Source organism: Bradyrhizobium sp. P3_C3 (assembly GCF_056402655.1).
The window spans coordinates 1-15,394 of record NZ_JBFUGY010000081.1 but is presented as its reverse complement, the minus strand read 5'-3'; the positions used below and the strand labels follow the sequence as shown (position 1 = coordinate 15,394).

Annotated in this window: 22 protein-coding genes and 6 pseudogenes; 9 read left to right on the top strand and 19 right to left on the bottom strand. The window is 61.2% G+C overall.

Translation table 11 applies throughout. The features are described 5' to 3' along the window. The coding region (locus tag AC1DW2_RS41865) for a response regulator (protein WP_477009010.1) at positions 1 to 366 on the bottom strand (366 nt) is incomplete at its 3' end. 262 nt (positions 367 to 628) lie between these two features. Between AC1DW2_RS41865 and AC1DW2_RS41860 the strand changes: the two are divergent. After that, positions 629 to 883, top strand: a pseudogene (locus AC1DW2_RS41860) (hypothetical protein); the annotation flags it as partial. Here the strand turns inward: AC1DW2_RS41860 and AC1DW2_RS41855 are convergent. Then, the gene (locus tag AC1DW2_RS41855; protein WP_477009009.1) at positions 860 to 1,054 is read right to left on the bottom strand and encodes a hypothetical protein; all 195 of its coding nucleotides are present in this window, start codon (positions 1,052 to 1,054) and stop codon (positions 860 to 862) included. The pseudogene AC1DW2_RS41860 and the gene AC1DW2_RS41855 sit on opposite strands and share 24 nt — an antisense overlap. 364 nt (positions 1,055 to 1,418) lie before the next feature. Here AC1DW2_RS41855 and AC1DW2_RS41850 point away from each other — a divergent pair. Continuing rightward, positions 1,419 to 1,777: pseudogene (locus AC1DW2_RS41850) on the top strand (ATP-dependent DNA ligase); the annotation flags it as partial. Then, positions 1,765 to 1,890: pseudogene (locus AC1DW2_RS41845) on the top strand (non-homologous end-joining DNA ligase); the annotation flags it as partial. The pseudogenes AC1DW2_RS41850 and AC1DW2_RS41845, both read left to right, overlap by 13 nt. 342 nt (positions 1,891 to 2,232) lie before the next feature. On the opposite strand, the gene AC1DW2_RS41840 reads toward AC1DW2_RS41845, so the two are convergent. From AC1DW2_RS41840 to AC1DW2_RS41815, 6 genes are all read right to left on the bottom strand, one after another. Beyond that, complete coding sequence (locus tag AC1DW2_RS41840; protein WP_477009008.1) at positions 2,233 to 2,457, bottom strand: Lar family restriction alleviation protein; 225 nt, start codon at positions 2,455 to 2,457, stop codon at positions 2,233 to 2,235. Between the two features lie 14 nt (positions 2,458 to 2,471). Further along, positions 2,472 to 2,678, bottom strand: coding sequence for a hypothetical protein (locus AC1DW2_RS41835; protein WP_212496850.1), 207 nt, complete (start codon positions 2,676 to 2,678; stop codon positions 2,472 to 2,474). Positions 2,679 to 2,702: 24 nt separating this feature from the next. Beyond that, positions 2,703 to 2,966, bottom strand: a complete 264-nt coding sequence (locus AC1DW2_RS41830) for a hypothetical protein (protein ID WP_063711536.1) — start codon at positions 2,964 to 2,966, stop codon at positions 2,703 to 2,705. An 87-nt stretch (positions 2,967 to 3,053) separates the two neighbouring features. Further along, positions 3,054 to 3,506, bottom strand: coding sequence for an Hsp20 family protein (locus tag AC1DW2_RS41825; RefSeq protein WP_477009007.1), 453 nt, complete (start codon positions 3,504 to 3,506; stop codon positions 3,054 to 3,056). Positions 3,507 to 3,965: 459 nt separating this feature from the next. Then, positions 3,966 to 5,099 carry a sensor histidine kinase gene (locus AC1DW2_RS41820; protein WP_244433460.1) on the bottom strand — a complete coding sequence of 378 codons (1,134 nt, stop codon included), beginning with the start codon at positions 5,097 to 5,099 and terminating at the stop codon, positions 3,966 to 3,968. Between the two features lie 586 nt (positions 5,100 to 5,685). Then, the gene (locus AC1DW2_RS41815) at positions 5,686 to 5,997 is read right to left on the bottom strand and encodes a hypothetical protein (protein WP_477009006.1); all 312 of its coding nucleotides are present in this window, start codon (positions 5,995 to 5,997) and stop codon (positions 5,686 to 5,688) included. An 81-nt stretch (positions 5,998 to 6,078) separates the two neighbouring features. On the opposite strand from AC1DW2_RS41815, the gene AC1DW2_RS41810 reads away from it, so the two are divergent. Continuing rightward, the gene (locus tag AC1DW2_RS41810) at positions 6,079 to 6,594 is read left to right on the top strand and encodes a YciE/YciF ferroxidase family protein (protein WP_477009005.1); all 516 of its coding nucleotides are present in this window, start codon (positions 6,079 to 6,081) and stop codon (positions 6,592 to 6,594) included. 33 nt (positions 6,595 to 6,627) lie between these two features. Here the strand turns inward: AC1DW2_RS41810 and AC1DW2_RS41805 are convergent. The 7 genes and pseudogenes from AC1DW2_RS41805 to AC1DW2_RS41775 all read right to left on the bottom strand — a co-directional run bounded on the left by AC1DW2_RS41805 (position 6,628) and on the right by AC1DW2_RS41775 (position 9,857). Continuing rightward, positions 6,628 to 7,094 (bottom strand): annotated as a pseudogene (locus AC1DW2_RS41805) (hypothetical protein). Then, complete coding sequence (locus AC1DW2_RS41800; protein WP_477009004.1) at positions 7,091 to 7,438, bottom strand: DUF3147 family protein; 348 nt, start codon at positions 7,436 to 7,438, stop codon at positions 7,091 to 7,093. Before AC1DW2_RS41800 ends, AC1DW2_RS41805 begins: the two are co-directional and overlap by 4 nt. Further along, the gene (locus AC1DW2_RS41795; RefSeq protein WP_477009003.1) at positions 7,435 to 8,040 is read right to left on the bottom strand and encodes a cupin domain-containing protein; all 606 of its coding nucleotides are present in this window, start codon (positions 8,038 to 8,040) and stop codon (positions 7,435 to 7,437) included. Before AC1DW2_RS41795 ends, AC1DW2_RS41800 begins: the two co-directional genes overlap by 4 nt. After that, positions 8,027 to 8,260, bottom strand: a pseudogene (locus AC1DW2_RS41790) (phosphatase PAP2 family protein); the annotation flags it as partial. The pseudogene AC1DW2_RS41790 and the gene AC1DW2_RS41795, both read right to left, overlap by 14 nt. 60 nt (positions 8,261 to 8,320) lie before the next feature. Next, entirely contained in the window at positions 8,321 to 9,178 is an 858-nt protein-coding gene (locus tag AC1DW2_RS41785; RefSeq protein WP_028153952.1) for a glucose 1-dehydrogenase, read from the bottom strand. 287 nt (positions 9,179 to 9,465) lie between these two features. Further along, complete coding sequence (locus tag AC1DW2_RS41780) at positions 9,466 to 9,645, bottom strand: hypothetical protein (RefSeq protein WP_028153950.1); 180 nt, start codon at positions 9,643 to 9,645, stop codon at positions 9,466 to 9,468. After that, the gene (locus AC1DW2_RS41775) at positions 9,642 to 9,857 is read right to left on the bottom strand and encodes a hypothetical protein (RefSeq protein WP_477009002.1); all 216 of its coding nucleotides are present in this window, start codon (positions 9,855 to 9,857) and stop codon (positions 9,642 to 9,644) included. The genes AC1DW2_RS41780 and AC1DW2_RS41775 overlap by 4 nt, the downstream gene beginning before the upstream one ends. 338 nt (positions 9,858 to 10,195) lie before the next feature. Between AC1DW2_RS41775 and AC1DW2_RS41770 the strand changes: the two genes are divergently transcribed. Further along, complete coding sequence (locus tag AC1DW2_RS41770) at positions 10,196 to 10,654, top strand: Hsp20 family protein (protein WP_028153949.1); 459 nt, start codon at positions 10,196 to 10,198, stop codon at positions 10,652 to 10,654. An 88-nt stretch (positions 10,655 to 10,742) separates the two neighbouring features. Further along, positions 10,743 to 11,060 (top strand): hypothetical protein, encoded by a 318-nt coding sequence (locus AC1DW2_RS41765; RefSeq protein WP_028153948.1) that lies wholly within the window; start codon positions 10,743 to 10,745, stop codon positions 11,058 to 11,060. A gap of 138 nt (positions 11,061 to 11,198) precedes the next feature. On the opposite strand, the gene AC1DW2_RS41760 is transcribed toward AC1DW2_RS41765, so the two are convergent. After that, complete coding sequence (locus tag AC1DW2_RS41760) at positions 11,199 to 11,408, bottom strand: hypothetical protein (protein ID WP_028153947.1); 210 nt, start codon at positions 11,406 to 11,408, stop codon at positions 11,199 to 11,201. Positions 11,409 to 11,798: 390 nt separating this feature from the next. On the opposite strand from AC1DW2_RS41760, the gene AC1DW2_RS41755 reads away from it, so the two are divergent. Beyond that, on the top strand, positions 11,799 to 11,939 hold the full coding sequence (locus AC1DW2_RS41755) for a hypothetical protein (RefSeq protein ID WP_477009001.1): 141 nt from the start codon (positions 11,799 to 11,801) through the stop codon (positions 11,937 to 11,939). Positions 11,940 to 11,988: 49 nt separating this feature from the next. Here the strand turns inward: AC1DW2_RS41755 and AC1DW2_RS41750 are convergent, their stop codons facing one another. From AC1DW2_RS41750 to AC1DW2_RS41740, 3 genes are all read right to left on the bottom strand, one after another. Beyond that, entirely contained in the window at positions 11,989 to 12,291 is a 303-nt protein-coding gene (locus AC1DW2_RS41750; RefSeq protein ID WP_477009000.1) for a hypothetical protein, read from the bottom strand. Positions 12,292 to 12,293: 2 nt separating this feature from the next. Beyond that, positions 12,294 to 12,515 (bottom strand): hypothetical protein, encoded by a 222-nt coding sequence (locus tag AC1DW2_RS41745; protein ID WP_049808054.1) that lies wholly within the window; start codon positions 12,513 to 12,515, stop codon positions 12,294 to 12,296. Positions 12,516 to 13,440: 925 nt separating this feature from the next. After that, a complete protein-coding gene (locus AC1DW2_RS41740; protein WP_155258189.1) occupies positions 13,441 to 13,578 on the bottom strand; it encodes a hypothetical protein in 138 nt (45 codons plus the stop codon). A 925-nt stretch (positions 13,579 to 14,503) separates the two neighbouring features. Here AC1DW2_RS41740 and AC1DW2_RS41735 point away from each other — a divergent pair. Next, positions 14,504 to 14,780: pseudogene (locus AC1DW2_RS41735) on the top strand (ATP-dependent DNA ligase); the annotation flags it as partial. 370 nt (positions 14,781 to 15,150) lie between these two features. Further along, on the top strand, positions 15,151 to 15,394 hold a 244-nt coding region (locus AC1DW2_RS41730; protein WP_477008999.1), incomplete at its 3' end, for an SUMF1/EgtB/PvdO family nonheme iron enzyme.

The window sequence follows — 15,394 nt, the reverse complement described above, 5'->3', positions numbered from 1 at the left end:
CTTCGGCGCCGAGCGGCGCAGCACGGCCTTGACGCGCTCGACCAGCAGGCGCTGCGAGAACGGTTTGCGGATGAAGTCGTCGGCGCCCATCTTGAGGCCGAACAGCTCGTCGATCTCTTCGTCCTTGGAGGTCAGGAAGATCACCGGCAGGTCGGATTTCTGCCGCAGCCGGCGCAGCGTTTCCAAGCCGTCCATGCGCGGCATCTTGATGTCGAGAATGGCAAGATCGGGCTGGGTGGTGCGGAAGCCGTCGAGCGCGGAGGCGCCGTCGGTGTAAGTCATGATGCGGTAGCCTTCCGTCTCCAGCGCGATCGAGACGGATGTGAGAATGTTGCTGTCATCGTCGACCAAAGCGATTGTGGGCATGAGCCTCTGCTTTCTGCTTTCCGTTTGGGTCGTGGCTTGAAACGGCGAGCAATCCGCTGATGCGCCGCATACATGGGTGCCGAAGCCGGCGGTCGAACCTTGTCACCGAGCAATGCAAGCTGGGCTGAGGTGTGACCAAGTTCTACAAAGCGACGGCAGATTCGCCCCGTTTCGCCCCTTAACCTGACCCCCGTTTACCCGAAAAAAGACCTCCCTTGCAACCACCTGACCCTAGAAAGCTGGTGCAACCGACCTCCGATTTCGACGCTCGGGCCAGTACGCCTATCCGGTCCGGATTGTATCCTTCAACCCCGTCGAGGGGTGCTCGCGGGATGCGACTTCCGAAGTCGCCGACGCGCTGGCCCAGCGCGCAGCCGACACGGAGGCCGAGATCTCGTCTGCGCTGCAAGACTTCATCGCCGCCAACGCCACAAGACGTTTCGACATGCAGCTCGCGCTGCCCCTGCGCGGGCATTTTCAGCGGGCGTCTGGTTCAGAGCCACAGCCACGCGAATAACGCCGTGATGAGGGCCCAGCCTATGAGCTTTTCAGCGAGAACCTGCGCATAGTGGAAGTCGTTCGCGCCGCAGGCATCGAGGTCGAGCTGGCGCATTGCTTCCAAGAAATAGCCGCCGCTCACGAGGACAAGGAGCACTGCCATGATGACGTGGTAAGTCTGGTCGCTCATGGCTGCAGCTCCTCGGGCTTGGTGCCTGTGTCGAGCATCAGGTTGACAAGCAGCGCAATGTGGCGCGGCACGAGCCAGCTCGCCGCTGACTCACCTGCGCACGGCGCGTGGCGTCGCGGCGATGGTCGATCAACTGGCGCCCCGCTCAAATGTATGGATGGCATCCCGACAAATGCCCATGTCCCATTGGTGAACATGCCGTTCGCCGATGACGAATACCGCGGACGTCTCTGCCATGTCTCCACGAACATTTACGACCATACTGGCGCCTCTGGTGGTTCGCCAATGATGCGCTGAATTGGTTCCTACAATGGGACTGGCTATGAGGACTTCAGAAATCCGCTCCCGCCCCTATCTCAGCCCTATGCGTACCGCGTTCGAATTCTGCCTGCCGACCGCCGCCAAGGTGGTGCCGGCCGGGCCCGACTGGATCCACGAAATCAAGTATTAGGGCTATCGACTGCGCGTCGAGCGCCAGGGAAGACCGTGCGCCTGTTCACCCGCAACGGCTACGACTGGACTAGGCGCTTCCCTTGGATCGTCGAGGCCGCGCTAAAGAACCGCGAGCAGCAATTCGTCATCGACGGCGAGGCTGTGGTGCTCGGCGTCGACGGCGCATCGGACTTCAACGCCCTCCCCCCGCGCCGGCAGGATAACGAAGTGCAACTCTACGCCTTCGACATCCTTGCGGTTGGCGGCGAGGACCTGCGTCACAGCCCTATGCCAAGCGGATCGCGCACCGGGGCATCTGGGTCGAGCCGAAGCTGCTTGCCGAGATCAAGTATCGCGTCAAGTCCGCCGATCCGTTCTTCAAAGGTCTCCGGGAGGATCTTTGATGCGCATCGCCGAACTGAACGTTCGTTGCTCGGAAGAAATGCAGGCGCGTGCCCTTAGCCGTGAACCGGTTAAATAGCGCCGGAGGTCTCCGGCTAGGGATACGGGCACCGGATGAGATCCGGCCGCTTCCCAAGCAAATCGGCCCCCAGACTGAGATCTTGCCGGTGGGATCTCTTTTCTACGAAATCACTGATGCTGGAAGCGCGGTGACCGCGCCGAAGGAGCGCTCGGATGGGGCCGAGTTGCCGGGAGCGGTGGCCGAGATGATCCCCTCGGCACAGCGGCGCGCTCCAAGCCCGGTCGTTCGGCCGCTGATTGACTAGCCAGAGGTTGTCTTCGCTTTAGGGGGCGGTGCGTTTGTTCCAATGCTCGGCCGCCTGCCTAACGGTCGGCGCATTGAGGCCGAAAGCCGAACATTTCTTACATACTACGAATTTTGGATCGATGTCGCTGTTGATCCAAACCTCAGAACCGCCGCAGAAAGGGCAGGGCCGCAGCGGTTGTACAGAAACAGGGAATCCGCGCAGTGGATCGATAGCTGCGCTGTCGCTTGGCTGCCTAGGCATCTTAACGCGAGCGTTTAGACAGACAGTATTTCTGAGCCGATGTCGACGACCTCGACGAAAAGATGACCGACGTCGCTATTGAAGCCGATGAAGTCCCACTTGGCGCCGTCGCCTTGGCAGGTAGCGCCGAAGCGTGCCGGCTGCCACTCGGGATGTTTCGTGCTCGAGCGCACAAGGACCCAATAGAAGCGACCTGGAATCAACTGTGTGACGTCAGTCATCGAATCACTTGCAGACCCCCTCGCTCACGCCGCCGCGCGACGCTCGGCCGAGCGCAGACGCATGGGCTTGCCGCCCGGCGGGTTGCGCGGACCGTTCCCGTCTAGCGCGCGTAGCGCTTCCAGAATTTCGTCGATATGAACAGGCGCCTTAGTCCGTCCGGCGAGCGTAACGCTGGACAGGACGCGATCGCCGAGGCGTACGACCTCGCGCGGCTGCGAGAACACCGTGCCGGGGCGAAGAAGGGCATTTAAATCGACGACGTTATCGTGTGCGGGCGTCGTCCGCATGGCTAAAGCTCCTACCCATCATAAGACGCATTAGGTAGCCGCGCGGGAGCACCCGCGCGGCGGCGATCGGAACCAGGCCGCGGGTTGTCAGGCGGCCTTGCCTTCGATCTGCTTGACCTGCCCGGCGCTTGCGCCCGCGATGGCGATGCGCCGCGGCTTCATGGCCTCGGGAATCTCGCGTTGAAGCTCGATGACCAACAGACCATTCTCGAAGTGCGCGCCCTTGACCTCAACGTGGTCAGCCAGGGTGAACTGGCGCTTGAATGACCGTGTCGACATTCCGCGATGCAGGAAGGTCTTCTCGTCCTTCTCGGCCTTATGGCCTTCCAACGTCAGGACATTCTGCTCCACCRTAAGGCCCACCTCGTCCGGTGTGAATCCGGCGAGCGCCACCGAGATTTGGAAGTGGTTCTCGTCGAGCCGCTCGATGTTATAGGGGGGATAGGTCTCTTCGGCGGTCCGCTGGACCTCGTCGAGAACGTCAAACAGGTGGTCGAACCCAATGGTCGACCTCCACAGGGGAGTCCAATCATACCTCATAGCCAAATCCTCCAAAGAGCAAGTTGGGTACGAGCTGGCACCGGACACCTTCCGGCGCCCGCCTTGATGGGGGGCCCCGAAGGCGCCCCGGCCGCCACGTCTGCGGCGTCCAAAAAATCTGCCACGAGCAAAAAAGTTTCAAGAGGATGACGAAAAAAATTTCGCGCTCTAAACGGGCGGTCTGGTCAAGCGTTGTTGTCGAAGGTTATATCCGCTTCTCTGCGGTCGATTGCCGCTTGGGGGCGAAATCAGCGGTGGACGCCAAGTTGGATCGGTGTCCGGTCTGCCTGACAGCCGACATGACACGCGCTCAATCGACCTGCTGCTAAGGGCCACAACCCGACTACCCACCTCGGCGACGATATGGGGCTTTGCTTGGTCCGCAGGTGTACCATCGGCCGACCCGGCCCGCGATAGCTGAGGCGCAGCCTGTCCCGTGCCTGCTCAGCAGGTCCCACTTTACATTATCAAAGGGAATGTAAGCGTTGTTGTTGTACCCGCGTCGCTGCTGGTCTGGTTGACGGTACCGCCAATTTGTCTCGCCAGAGAGGTAATCAGCTTAAGGCCCGACCCGTTCTTGTTCGGATGTTGAATGCCGCGACCGTTGTCGGTCACTGTCAATCGAGCCTCGCCGTAGCCGACGCCTCCCACCAAACTTACGCTGATCCTGCCTCCCTCTGCACCGAACGCATGCTTGATGCTGTTCATCGCAGTCTCATTCAAAATGAGGCCAACCGGGAGGGCCCGGTCGATCGCCAATTCGAGCTCGTCGCATTCGACGTCGACTTCAACCTCATCCACCTGATTGCGGATCGCGCTGCAAAGAGCCCGGATGTAATGGGAAAGTCTAACGATCTGCCCCTCTTGGCGAGGGGCAAGCTGATCATGTGCGAGCGAGATGGCGTTGATGCGGCTGGCCACGTGGTCCAGAGCGCGGTGTGATTCTGGATCAAGATAGCGGCGCTTCTGGATGGAAATCGAGGACAGGACGAGTTGAAAATTGTTCTTGACCCGATGTTGCATCTCTCGAAGCAAGATCTGCCCCTTTTTAGCTTCCGCGACCGCAGCCATAAGGCTTGCATGTTCGTCCGGTTGCGCACCGCGACGCAGCACAGCACCTATCAGCGCGGCGGCGGCGGTCAGAAACTCGGTCGTATCCTGGGAGAAGTCTCTCGGCTTTGTACTGTCCACCTCCAGCACGCCCCATGCGGCGCCGCCGATGAGGATCGGGACGTTGCTGACAGCCACAATGCTGTGCTCCGCCAAGAACTCGGAACAAACAAATTCGTTCTGCTCGGCGAAATCTCTGATGCTGACAGGCTCGGCCGTTTGGAAAGCGCGGCCAGGCGGCGAGCGGAGGTCGGCCGACAGCGTGGCGGTGCGGAGGGCACCATCCTTCCAGCCGACTCCCGCAATCAACAGAAGATCGGACGTGTCTGGACGATATTGAAGCACCTTAACATGGTCGATTTCCACGGCTCGGGCAATTTGCAGCACGGCTTGGTCCAAGAAGCGTTCTGTTCCGGCCTCTTCAACCGAAAGACGACCGATATCGACCAAAATGCGGATATGGCGCCGGAGTTTGTCCAGCACATCGCCCTCAGTGTGTTCGGCCGGGTGGTCCTCCATTCGTTTCTAACATCGGGCCTCATGAATTGTGCCTAAGCGCCGAGACCGTACAATAGGAACGAAGCAGGGAACCTCCACTCCAATGCGGGTTTGGTTCTCAAGACAAAATAGCGAGAGCGAAAATGGGAAACAGTGGCGTCGGAATGCTACTCGACGATACCTCAGTGACGGCGCTCTGGATGATGTTTATCGGTGCCTTCATCTTGGGTGGCACAATTCTTTATGGCGTCATAAAGACGGAAACGGTTGCGCCGCAGCGAGCGTGCGCAGCTCGATCGAAACACAGAGAAGGCGCAGCGCCGGGACGACCCGAAGAAAAGCGCCGCTCGTAAGCAATCGGCGCGTCGACCGGTCAACGTAAGATTTAGGAACTTAGGCCGGAATGGCGCTGGGGCGTCTACTCATAAGTCCGCGATGTCCGCTTATTCCCTAACAGCCGCACAGAAGCGGACAATGCGCGAGGTCCGAAGAAAAGGGCCGTGAGCCGGCGTTCGCTGCGACTGGCTAGGAACCAGAGCGTCCGTCCTTGCCCGAAAGAAGTAGAGCTTGGTCAAAAAACAGAGCGTGCAGATAAGGAGGCTCTCAAAAAAAACAACAGCGTCGCTAGGAACAGGACCGGCTCCTCGGACGGGACAATCGTTCTGACGAAGCCTAGCTTTTCCCAGCCGATTGTCAGGCGCCCGAACAGATATGGATACAAGGAAACCGAAATCGCGGCTGTTGCTAGTCCTGCTATCGCAATGCACTTCTCCCAAAACGGTCGAGCCGCCAATCGATTGAGATTCTCTGCTCTGATCTTCTGGTGTTCGGCGTCGCTCATGAGCAAGACGCGACCATTAAGGATATTGGTTCGATCTGTCATCAGTGTCTCCGTGTCGCAAAGCAGAACCGCCGAAGACCCTTCGGCGTTCCGTTGACATCATTGCGAGAGGAGAAATCGATTATGGGCTTCTTCACCAAAGACATCAAAAMCATGGATGACCTTCTGATCCACGGTCTTCAGGACRTCTACTACACCGAGCAGCAAATCTTGAAAGCGCTGCCGAAGATGATCGCAAAGGCCACCAACCGCGACCTGGTTACCGGCCTCAAGAACCATCTGGAAGAGACCAATAAGCAGGTAGAGCGGCTCGAGAAGGCCTTCGCAAAGCTCGGCAAGGAGCCCAGCGGCACGAAGTGCCCGGCCATCGACGGAATCAGCAAGGAAGCCGACGAGACCGCCGGCGAAATCGAAGATAAGGCGGTGCTGGACGCGGCCATCGTCGCCAACGCGCAGGCCGTCGAGCACTACGAGATGTGCCGCTACGGGACGCTGATCGCCTGGGCCGAAGAACTCGGCCATGACGAGATCGTGCGCTTCCTCACGACCAATCTGAACGAAGAGAAGGCGGCGAACACCAAGCTCAACACGATCGCGCTGCGCAAGGGCGTCACCGCCAAGGCCTCCGACGCGGCCTGACGGCTGACCAACTTCAGAAGGGCCGGCTTCGCCTTAACGCGGGCCGGCCCTTTCGTGTGCGGGCGAGCTCCGACATGATCTCGCCTTGCGTCGTACGAACCAAGTCGCGACCGACACCGCCAGCCACGCCAGCGAGGCGCTCGCAAATGCGCCGGCGACGCTTCGTTCGACCAGTAGCCAGAACACTCCGGCGAACGCCAGCATCCCGAGCGCACCGAGCGCTGCGCCGGCGGAGTCGAGCGCTGCGGCCTGTTGCCCTCGCCGCGTTCCGTCAAGTCCGGCCTCGCGCATGCGGCGGATTTCATGCTTTTCGATGAGAGTGGCGCTGGCGCAGAAGATCGCCGGCAGAGCAAGGATAGGCCGCCGATCGAAGCCCCGTACCAACTGCTGACCAGGCCGGCGAAGACGGTCGCTGCGCCGCCCAGCGCGAAGCGGACCGCGTATTCGTGCCAGCGTCCTTCTTGCAGCGAGGACGGCGAGATTTCAATCGGCGCGCTCATGTCTGACCTCCCGCGGCCGCCCACAGGCCGAAGGCCGCTGCGAGCCACACGACGATCGACAGCAGCGTGGCCGGCAGCGCACGCATGCGCGCCCGGATCAAGAGCTGGCAGACGACCACGCTGTAGATCCCGAGCGCGATCGCACCGGCCATCATCGAATGGGTTTGGACGGCTGCGTAGGATTCGCCGTGCTGATAGATCGCGATGCCAAGCGTGGCGAGCGCGACCGAGGGCGCGGCTCCAAACAGGCCGGCGAAGCTCTTCGGCCTGAGCACGTCTCCGAGCATCGCGACGGCCGACACAACGGCGCCGCCTACCAGGAAGCGGACGACGTACTCGCTCATTTCGGTTTCTTCCATAGCTTTGAGAGCAGGCCTCCCGCGCCGTACACGGGATCCTTGCCCGGGACAGGCACCTTTGGAATCGTCTTCAGAGCTTTCGGACGGTCCTCGACCTGCGTGCACTCGTCGTAGGTGCCGACGCGCGGATAGGCGCCGACGACGAGGAAGTCCTCATCTGCGGACGGGCATTGGTGTCCCGTGCCCGCCGGCAGGATGGCGACATCGCCCGCCTTAAGTTTGAAGATCCGGCCTTTGCTTCCGCCGAAGCGTACACGTCCCCTACCCCGCGCGATGCCAAGCACCTCATGGATACGTGAATGGTAGTGAACGTAGTCGTAAATCCCGTCCCGCCAGGTTTCGCCCCAGCCGCTGGCCTCGAACAGGTCCTCCATGACGGCCGCCGGATCATGCCCGTCGCCGAGATCGACAGCGCCTCGGTAGATAACGAGAGGCCAGCGCGGATGATTCGGGATGAGACCGTCGTCCTTGAAACGAGCCGTCTGAGGCTTCCTTGGCCGCGCTAGGTCAGGAGCCTCCTTCTTTCCGGGTCGGTGCAGACCGGTCGCGCGCTGCACGTATTCCTTCACGTCCTCAAGGATTGGCATTGTCATCCTCCTTCGGTGGCGACATCGGATAGCCGGTCCAGAGACGCAGTAACCGCTCCATGACGACTCCGAGCGCGAAGCCCGCGACCACGTCGCTCGCCCAGTGCGCCAGCACTATGACCCGCGTCAGGGAAAGGCCGACCGCCAAGGTACGGATTAGTCGCCGCAGCAGAGGCGGCGATGTGCCCGCAGCGGATGCCAGTGCGCCCATGTGGAGCGCGTCTACCGCGAACGACGAAATAGCGCCCATCCGGCGTGACTGGATGCTGCAGGCCCGGCATCAGATGAAGGGCTTCCCTCCGGTCACCGCGACCGTGGTGCCGGAGGTGTAGCTCGATAGCGGATCGGCAAGCATCACATAGGCCGTCGCCAGCTCGGCCGGCTGCCCGGCCCGCTTCATCGGCACCTGCTTGCCGAAATTCTTCACGGTTTCCTCGGGCATGGTCGATGGGATCAGCGGAGTCCAGATCGGCCCGGGCGCCACCGCGTTCACACGGATGCCCTTCTCCGCTAGCATCTGGGCCAGCCCCCCTGTGAAGTTCTGGATAGCGCCCTTGGTCGTCGCATAGGCCAGCAGCGTGGGGTTCGGCATGTCCGAGTTCACGGAAGCCGTATTGATGATCGCGCCGCCCGGCTCCATGTGCGGCACGGCGGCCTTCGCGAGGAAGAACATGGCGTGGATATTCACATCGAACGTCATTCGCCATTCCTCGTCGCTGATGTCGCCAAGATCCTTGAAGGTCGCCTGATGCGCGGCATTGTTGACGAGGATGTCGACCCCGCCGAGATCCCGGACCGCCCGATCGACGACCTTCCTGCAATGGTCCGCAGCCCTTAGATCGCCCTCGACCAGAACAACCTTGCGCCCCTCCGCCTCGACGAGGGCCGCAACTTCCTTGGCGTCGTCGTGCTCCTCGAGATAGGCGATCAGAATATCTGCGCCCTCGCGGGCGAAGGCGATAGCGACCGCCCTTCCTATTCCGCTGTCGCCACCGGTGATGATGGCCCGCTTGCCGTTCAGGCGGCCCGCCCCTTTGTAGCTGGTCTCGCCGTGATCGGGGCGCGGGTCCATTTGCGCGGTTGACCCGGGCATCGGCTGCTTCTGACTGGGGTAAGGGGGCTTCGGATAGTCGGGCATCGGATTCGATCTCCGCGGGTCGAGAGCGCGACAACCGCCTGACGACAACCAAGGTTCCTAGCCCGTTGCCCGCCACTCTCCTCCGGACGCCGCCCGCGACGCGCTTGCGCAAAGTAGGAGAAAGAGAGCGCCGTTGGCCTTGTACCTAGCGCCCGCGCGACTGCACTCCGAGCCGGACATGACGACTTCGCCCGCGGCGGTGCAGACGGCCCACTTCCATCGGCTCCGCCCGCGCCGCTTCAGCACGACGTCGAACCCCGCAAATCCATCCTCGCCGTCCGGAGAAGTCACGCCGCCACCCTGTTCGGTAACCCACCCTGGAGCTGGTCGAGAAGCCGTTCCTCGCGCTCGATCCGGCTCAGGTAGAGCTGGCGCTCCCGCTCTGTCTTCGCGCTCGCCAGCAGCAGTCGATAGTGGTCGATCACCTTCTCGCTGCCGCGGATCAGCAGGTCCCTGACATCGGTCATGACGCCACCCCCGCGCTCGGCGAACCAGGCAGGACAAATATGATGGGGAAGGTTTCGGAAGTCAGCGCCTCGAGCGATGCGGTCTCCTCGGCCAGGCGCCGTTCGATGAACTGGCGCTCGAGGTCGGACAGCTGCGTCTTCAGCAGGCTGCGATAGCGGTGGATGTTGTTGCGGTGCGCACGGATACGGGTAAAATCTTCGTCGAGCATCATCGCCTCTCCTGACGGTCTTCCATGTCCTTTGCGGTTCGAGAAACGGGGAAGCGTGCTTCCCTCGGCAAAAAATATTCCGCGCGGAAAACCTGTCAAGACAGTAGTGGTGCAGCCGATCCTTCGGGCCACCCCGCGTTAACCATCGGCACCGCCGGACCACCGGACGCAGAAAATTTTCAGCCGACCTCTTGAATCATCCTTGCGTTTTTCTAAGTCGTTTCTCGCCGCGAGAGCGGTGTGCCGGACGCCTTCAAGGGTCCGGCTCGGGCGCGGCCGGCGGGTCTCGGACAGCCGTCCTGCGCTTCTTGTAACCATCTTGCTCCTAGGAGGACTTGGATATGAGGACCACCTTCGACTTCGCGCCCCTCTGGCGCTCCACCATCGGCTTCGACCATTTGGCCGGCCTCGTCGACAGCGCGTTGCGCCAGGCGACCGAAGACAACTATCCGCCCTACAACATCGAACGCTCCGGCGAGGACAACTACCGGATCACGCTCGCCGTGGCCGGCTTCGGCGCCGACGACATCACGGTCACCGCCGAGCAGAACGCGCTGACGATCGAGGGCAGGAAGCCCGACAGGCCGGCCGGCGAATTCCTGTATCAGGGCATCGCCGCGCGACCGTTCCGGCGCGTCTTCAACCTCGCCGACTATGTCCAAGTGAAGCAGGCCTCTTTCCAGGATGGGCTGCTGATCATCGACCTGGTCCGCGAGGTGCCCGAGGCCATGAAGCCGCGAAGGATCCAGATCGCGGGCGCGCCTTCTCCGACGCAGATCGAGCAGAAGAAGGCGGCCTGACCGCTTCCGGATCGAAGTCCAGTGACGGCGGGTTCGCGCCCGCCGTCCATCACACCTACCCATTGAAAGGAGCGTAAGGAGGCCGGCGATGACCAATGCCAGAACGAATTCCGGCGATCTCAATCCCTTCTTCCACCCCGCCGCGCACTATGCGTCTCCGGACGACGTGCTGAACGACGAGACCCTCTCGGCACCCGAGAAGCGCGTCATCCTGTCGTCCTGGGCGTCCGATATGTACGCGGTCGAATCCTGTCCCGCGTTGCGCGAGATCCCCGGCATGGGACTCGCCATCAGACTCGCCGACATCCTCGCGGGTCTGCGGCGCCTCGACGGCGAGAACGACGATCCGCCCCGCCCGGGCGGCGCCACCATGCGACTGCGGCGGCCTTCGGCCGCCGCGTGGTGAAGGTCTGCGTGATTTCACTCAGGCCGTTCTTGGAATGGTGCTGCTCGGCCATGTCTCGGCGGCCTGGACCGTGCCCTTTCTGGCGCTTTTGTCCGGTTCGGCGGCACGGTCGCTCGATCAAAGGCTATTCTGACCCGATCAATCCCGCGCTAAACGAAGCGCTTCGGATAGCTTTTGCTTCTCGCGCTGCCAGCGGGTGTCTTCGTCCTCGATCCGCTTCTCGATTTTGCCGCGCTCTGCTTCGAGAGACCGCGCCTGATCCTCGTGTTTCCGCTGCGCCTCGTCCAGCGCTGCTCGAACCTTCGCCACCGCGCACTCCCGCTTGGCGCGTTCCTTCTCGCGTGTCACTTCTTCTCTACGGCGATCTGCGTCGCGGCGCTTCTCTTCGCGCTCGAACTCCGCGGCGGCTCTGCGCGCATCCTCTCGCTGATCTTGGGCGAGATCTGTCGTCGCAGCTCGATGAGGTCAAGCTCGCCTATCGACGTTAAAAACGAAGTCGCCGCGCCGAGTATCTTGGCGCGACGACCTCGCCATGGTGAACCCGGACGGGGCAATGTCCGGTGCAGAGTGGCTAGCGCTCCGCAGCTCCGGTGCAATCGAAGACGCGGATTAAGCTTGTTGTCGCCGCGCGGAGTTAATTCCGGAACTCGCCCGCGACGGCATCCTTGGCATCCTACTTGCTCAATCACGACCAAAGGTCGGCCCCAACGACGGGGCCGTTTCAAATTGAGGCAAAAGATGCAAGAAGTGTCGCGTTCCGGCATCACCGCGGAGTTGCAGCTCAGGGCGCTCATCTCCGATCTATGGTGGCGCGTCGATCTTTTGAATTCCGATATCCTTGAAGAGGAAGCCAAGGCAGGCGTGTTCGACGTGCGATAGCCAACGTATCCGCTTCTCGCGCTAAATCTTCGCGCGCGACGCGACAACCTCATATCGACGATCTATGCTCTTGAGGAGCGTGTGAAGGCTGCGCAAGTGGCGGCGTAATCGCCTCACCGAGGGCGGCGCTCCTATCGCTGAGGATCGCCGATGTCGAATAGCCTAGACGATATTCTTCGCCTACCGGCTGCTCGTCCGCCCTTTGCGTGATCAAGGTGAACGTCGCGTCGGGATAGTGCGTCCACACTTCGATATCGTCTGACGTGACGGTGAGATATCCGAAGAAACACTTGTATGGACCCGGCTCCGTTACCCGGCCGATTTTGTCCCAATCGATCTTGTTAACGCGCATCGCTAAGTCCACTCGTTCTCAGGCAACGAACCGGGCGGAGGTTTAAGTTCTTCGAGGGCGGCTTCGATCACCGCCAATTCCTCTTGGATTGCTTTGGCCGCGTTTTCTGGGTTGATGCCCGAAACGGCTTGCAGCTGGGCGAGCACCTTGCGACGATGCGCCAGCAAGTCGACCAGAGCGCGACGGTCCCGCACCTTCACGTAGCTAGCGACGATAAGTTCCATGGCCTTTGACACATTCATCGTTTCCCAACGGTTTGCGGTTTATCGGGGCGGCTAAGTTCTGTCAGGCCGGCTTCGTTCCGGGTGATCGGGCAGCTTTGAAGAAGATATCCAATCGCCGGTCACGAAGAGGATCGAGCATTAGCCAGTGATACTGATTAAAGAGCGGCCTGCGCTTTTCCTGCCGACCAACGTATCGTTTCGAGCGGGCGTTCGGTTTCCATGGCCGTTGGTTGCCATCGCATCGTTCACGATCAGTTACGGATTGGGAAATGTCGGCAATCTTTTCTAAATGGTTCAAAGTTAATCTTCGAGCATGGACCACGAGGACGCATCGGCTTGGTTCGTTCCGGCTCTCAGGCGAAGCTACGCTTGTCTAGCAGCGTGGATGACGCGCGGTAATCGCGCGCCTGAGCCCAGCCGCTTGCCGGCGCCGCCCCGCTCAGAGCGGCCAGCTCGCTTTCTCGACCCACCCAGGCGGCCAGCGCCGCCGCGCATATAGGTGTCTTGCAGCCACCGCAAATGACGAACGATCGCACATCGACGCGTCCGTGGTCGCCTGAAGAAGAGGCGGAATTGCTGTCGCTATTTGGCGCAGGTGCCACTGCTGAGGAGGTCGGCGAGCGGCTGCGCCGCACCCGTCAAGCGGTTTACGCTCGCTTGCAACGCTTTCAAAAACAGCGGGGGCGAGCGAGTAGGATGAGTGGGCGATTATTTGCTCAGTTGCCAGATTGATCTAGCGACGATCGATCTCTAAGTCGCACGGATCACGTCCGCGGCGGATATAGGGTAGCAAGCCGATCTATCGCATCCTCCGTTCGCCCGCGCTGAAGCAGCCCCTCCCCCGTACATCGAAGGTTCAATTGCATCCGCGTCAAAGGAGCCAAGCTGTAAGCGATCGCATTTGAGGTATCGCGTTCCACAGGCGTCATTCCATCAGAATGACCGTTGGCTCTCCGCTCCTTGGTTTTGCCGCGGCGACTGAGATTGGCATCATCTGCATGGTGGCGATCGCCATGCGGGCGAAGCCATCGAACAGAAGGATAGGAAAGTAAGCGAGCAGCATAGGAGCCTCCGATTTTGTGAGTTGTTCAAAGTCTCTCGCGCGTTTGCGCCCGATCCCAGATTTGAGCTCCGCACGGGCATTCGAAAAAGCTGTCCGACCCGTTCGACCTTGGTTCGATCTTCACCAGCCGCGGCCACCGCTCGCACCGAGGGCATCGAAACTCTTGATGCGGCTTTGCCGTGGCGGATAGCCTCTCGAACATCAAAAACATCGTCCGCTCCGTTGCGAGACGAACAGCATTCGAAATCGCTAGCCTTCGCGAGGGCCATTCGGGCGGGTCGTAGACCTTTGGCTATCCGCTACGGGCGCCGCGATGAAGCGGCGGACGGCGATCTCGCTTAAGCAATCGTCTCGCATGATCCCCTGTTCCGACGGGTTGAAGCATCCTTTTTAGGCAGCTGGCGCGGGTCCGCGCAGCCAATTCGCAGCTATTCGTCGGTGATCTCGTACAGAAGAGATGCCCGCAAGGTCAAAGAAAAGGTGTCGCGTGCGCCAAGGACGAAGGACGGCGCCGCCGCGCCTTGCCCTCTCCCCACGTACAAGGTCGCGTATGTTCCCCATGGCCCGTCCGCAGCCCGAATTTGAACTGGTCCGATAACAAGCCGCGTGCACCATGATCCGGCCTCCGGGGCGTTTCCGGCGGCGCTATGGTCCCGCGCCTCGGATAGGTGCGGCCCCCGAAACGCGGGGCCGATCGGCTCCGCATCGGCATGGGCGTTCGTTGATCAAAGACAATGGCCGGCGGGCATCACAGCCGCCGGCCATCGCTTGCGCTACCTTGGGCTGGGGGTTGATCGGCAGCGCTGACCGCAAGCCTGCCGAACGCCGATTAACAACCCATTAACCAATTCGGGCAGGCTCTGGCTATTTCGCTGGCAACAACGGGGCGGCTCGTGCTGCTGCTGCTCGTTCTTGGTTGAGCGCGAACATCCTCGCGGCCGGCGGCGAGGACTTGCGCCAGCTGCCATTGACGATGCGCAAGGCCAATCTGGCGCGGCTACTGCGCGGTCGGCCAGGACGGCATATTCGTCGCGCCATTCGAGGCCGGCGAGATCGGCCCTGACCTGTTCGGCGCTGCCTGCCGCATGGGCCTTGAGGGCTTGGTCTCGAAGCGTCGCGATCGCCGCTACATCGCCGGCCGCACGAAGGAATGGATCAAGGTGAAGAATCGAACACACCCTGCGATGTCCAGGGAGTTTTAGGATGCCGGATTATGGCCGCTTCTCGAGCTGAAGCAGACCTACGCTAGATCAGTCGGGCATTTCCCGTTTCGACCCGAAGCGGACGTGAGGACTGAAGCATCTCGTGTCCGCTTCACTTCATTGATTTAGGTCAAGATCGTCGCCACCGAATGACCGAAGGTTCGGTTGAGCTCGAGCAACCTGTGCGTGCACACAATGGGACCACCGATGGATCGCATAAGCGCCAGCAACTGGACCGCGGATCAATATCGATCGGGATGCCAAGTAGCGTGGCATGCATCCGTTGGGGGATAACGCTTTGACAGCGCACCCTTCAGCTAGGCTTGCGTCCGATGCTGCCGTTTGTGACGGTCCTTCAGACATCGATAAAATGGTCTGGATACAAGGCGGCACGTTTCGCATGGGTTCGGATCGGCATTATCCGGAGGAAGCGCCGGTCCACCGTGTCACCGTGGATGCGTTCTGGATGGATTGCCATCCAGTGACCAACCGGCAATTCAAGGCGTTCGCCAAGGCTACCGGCCACGTCACCGTTGCCGAGATCGCGCCCGATCCAAAGGACTATCCGGGAATACTCCCGCACATGGTCTATGCGGGCTCGCTGATGTTTTCTC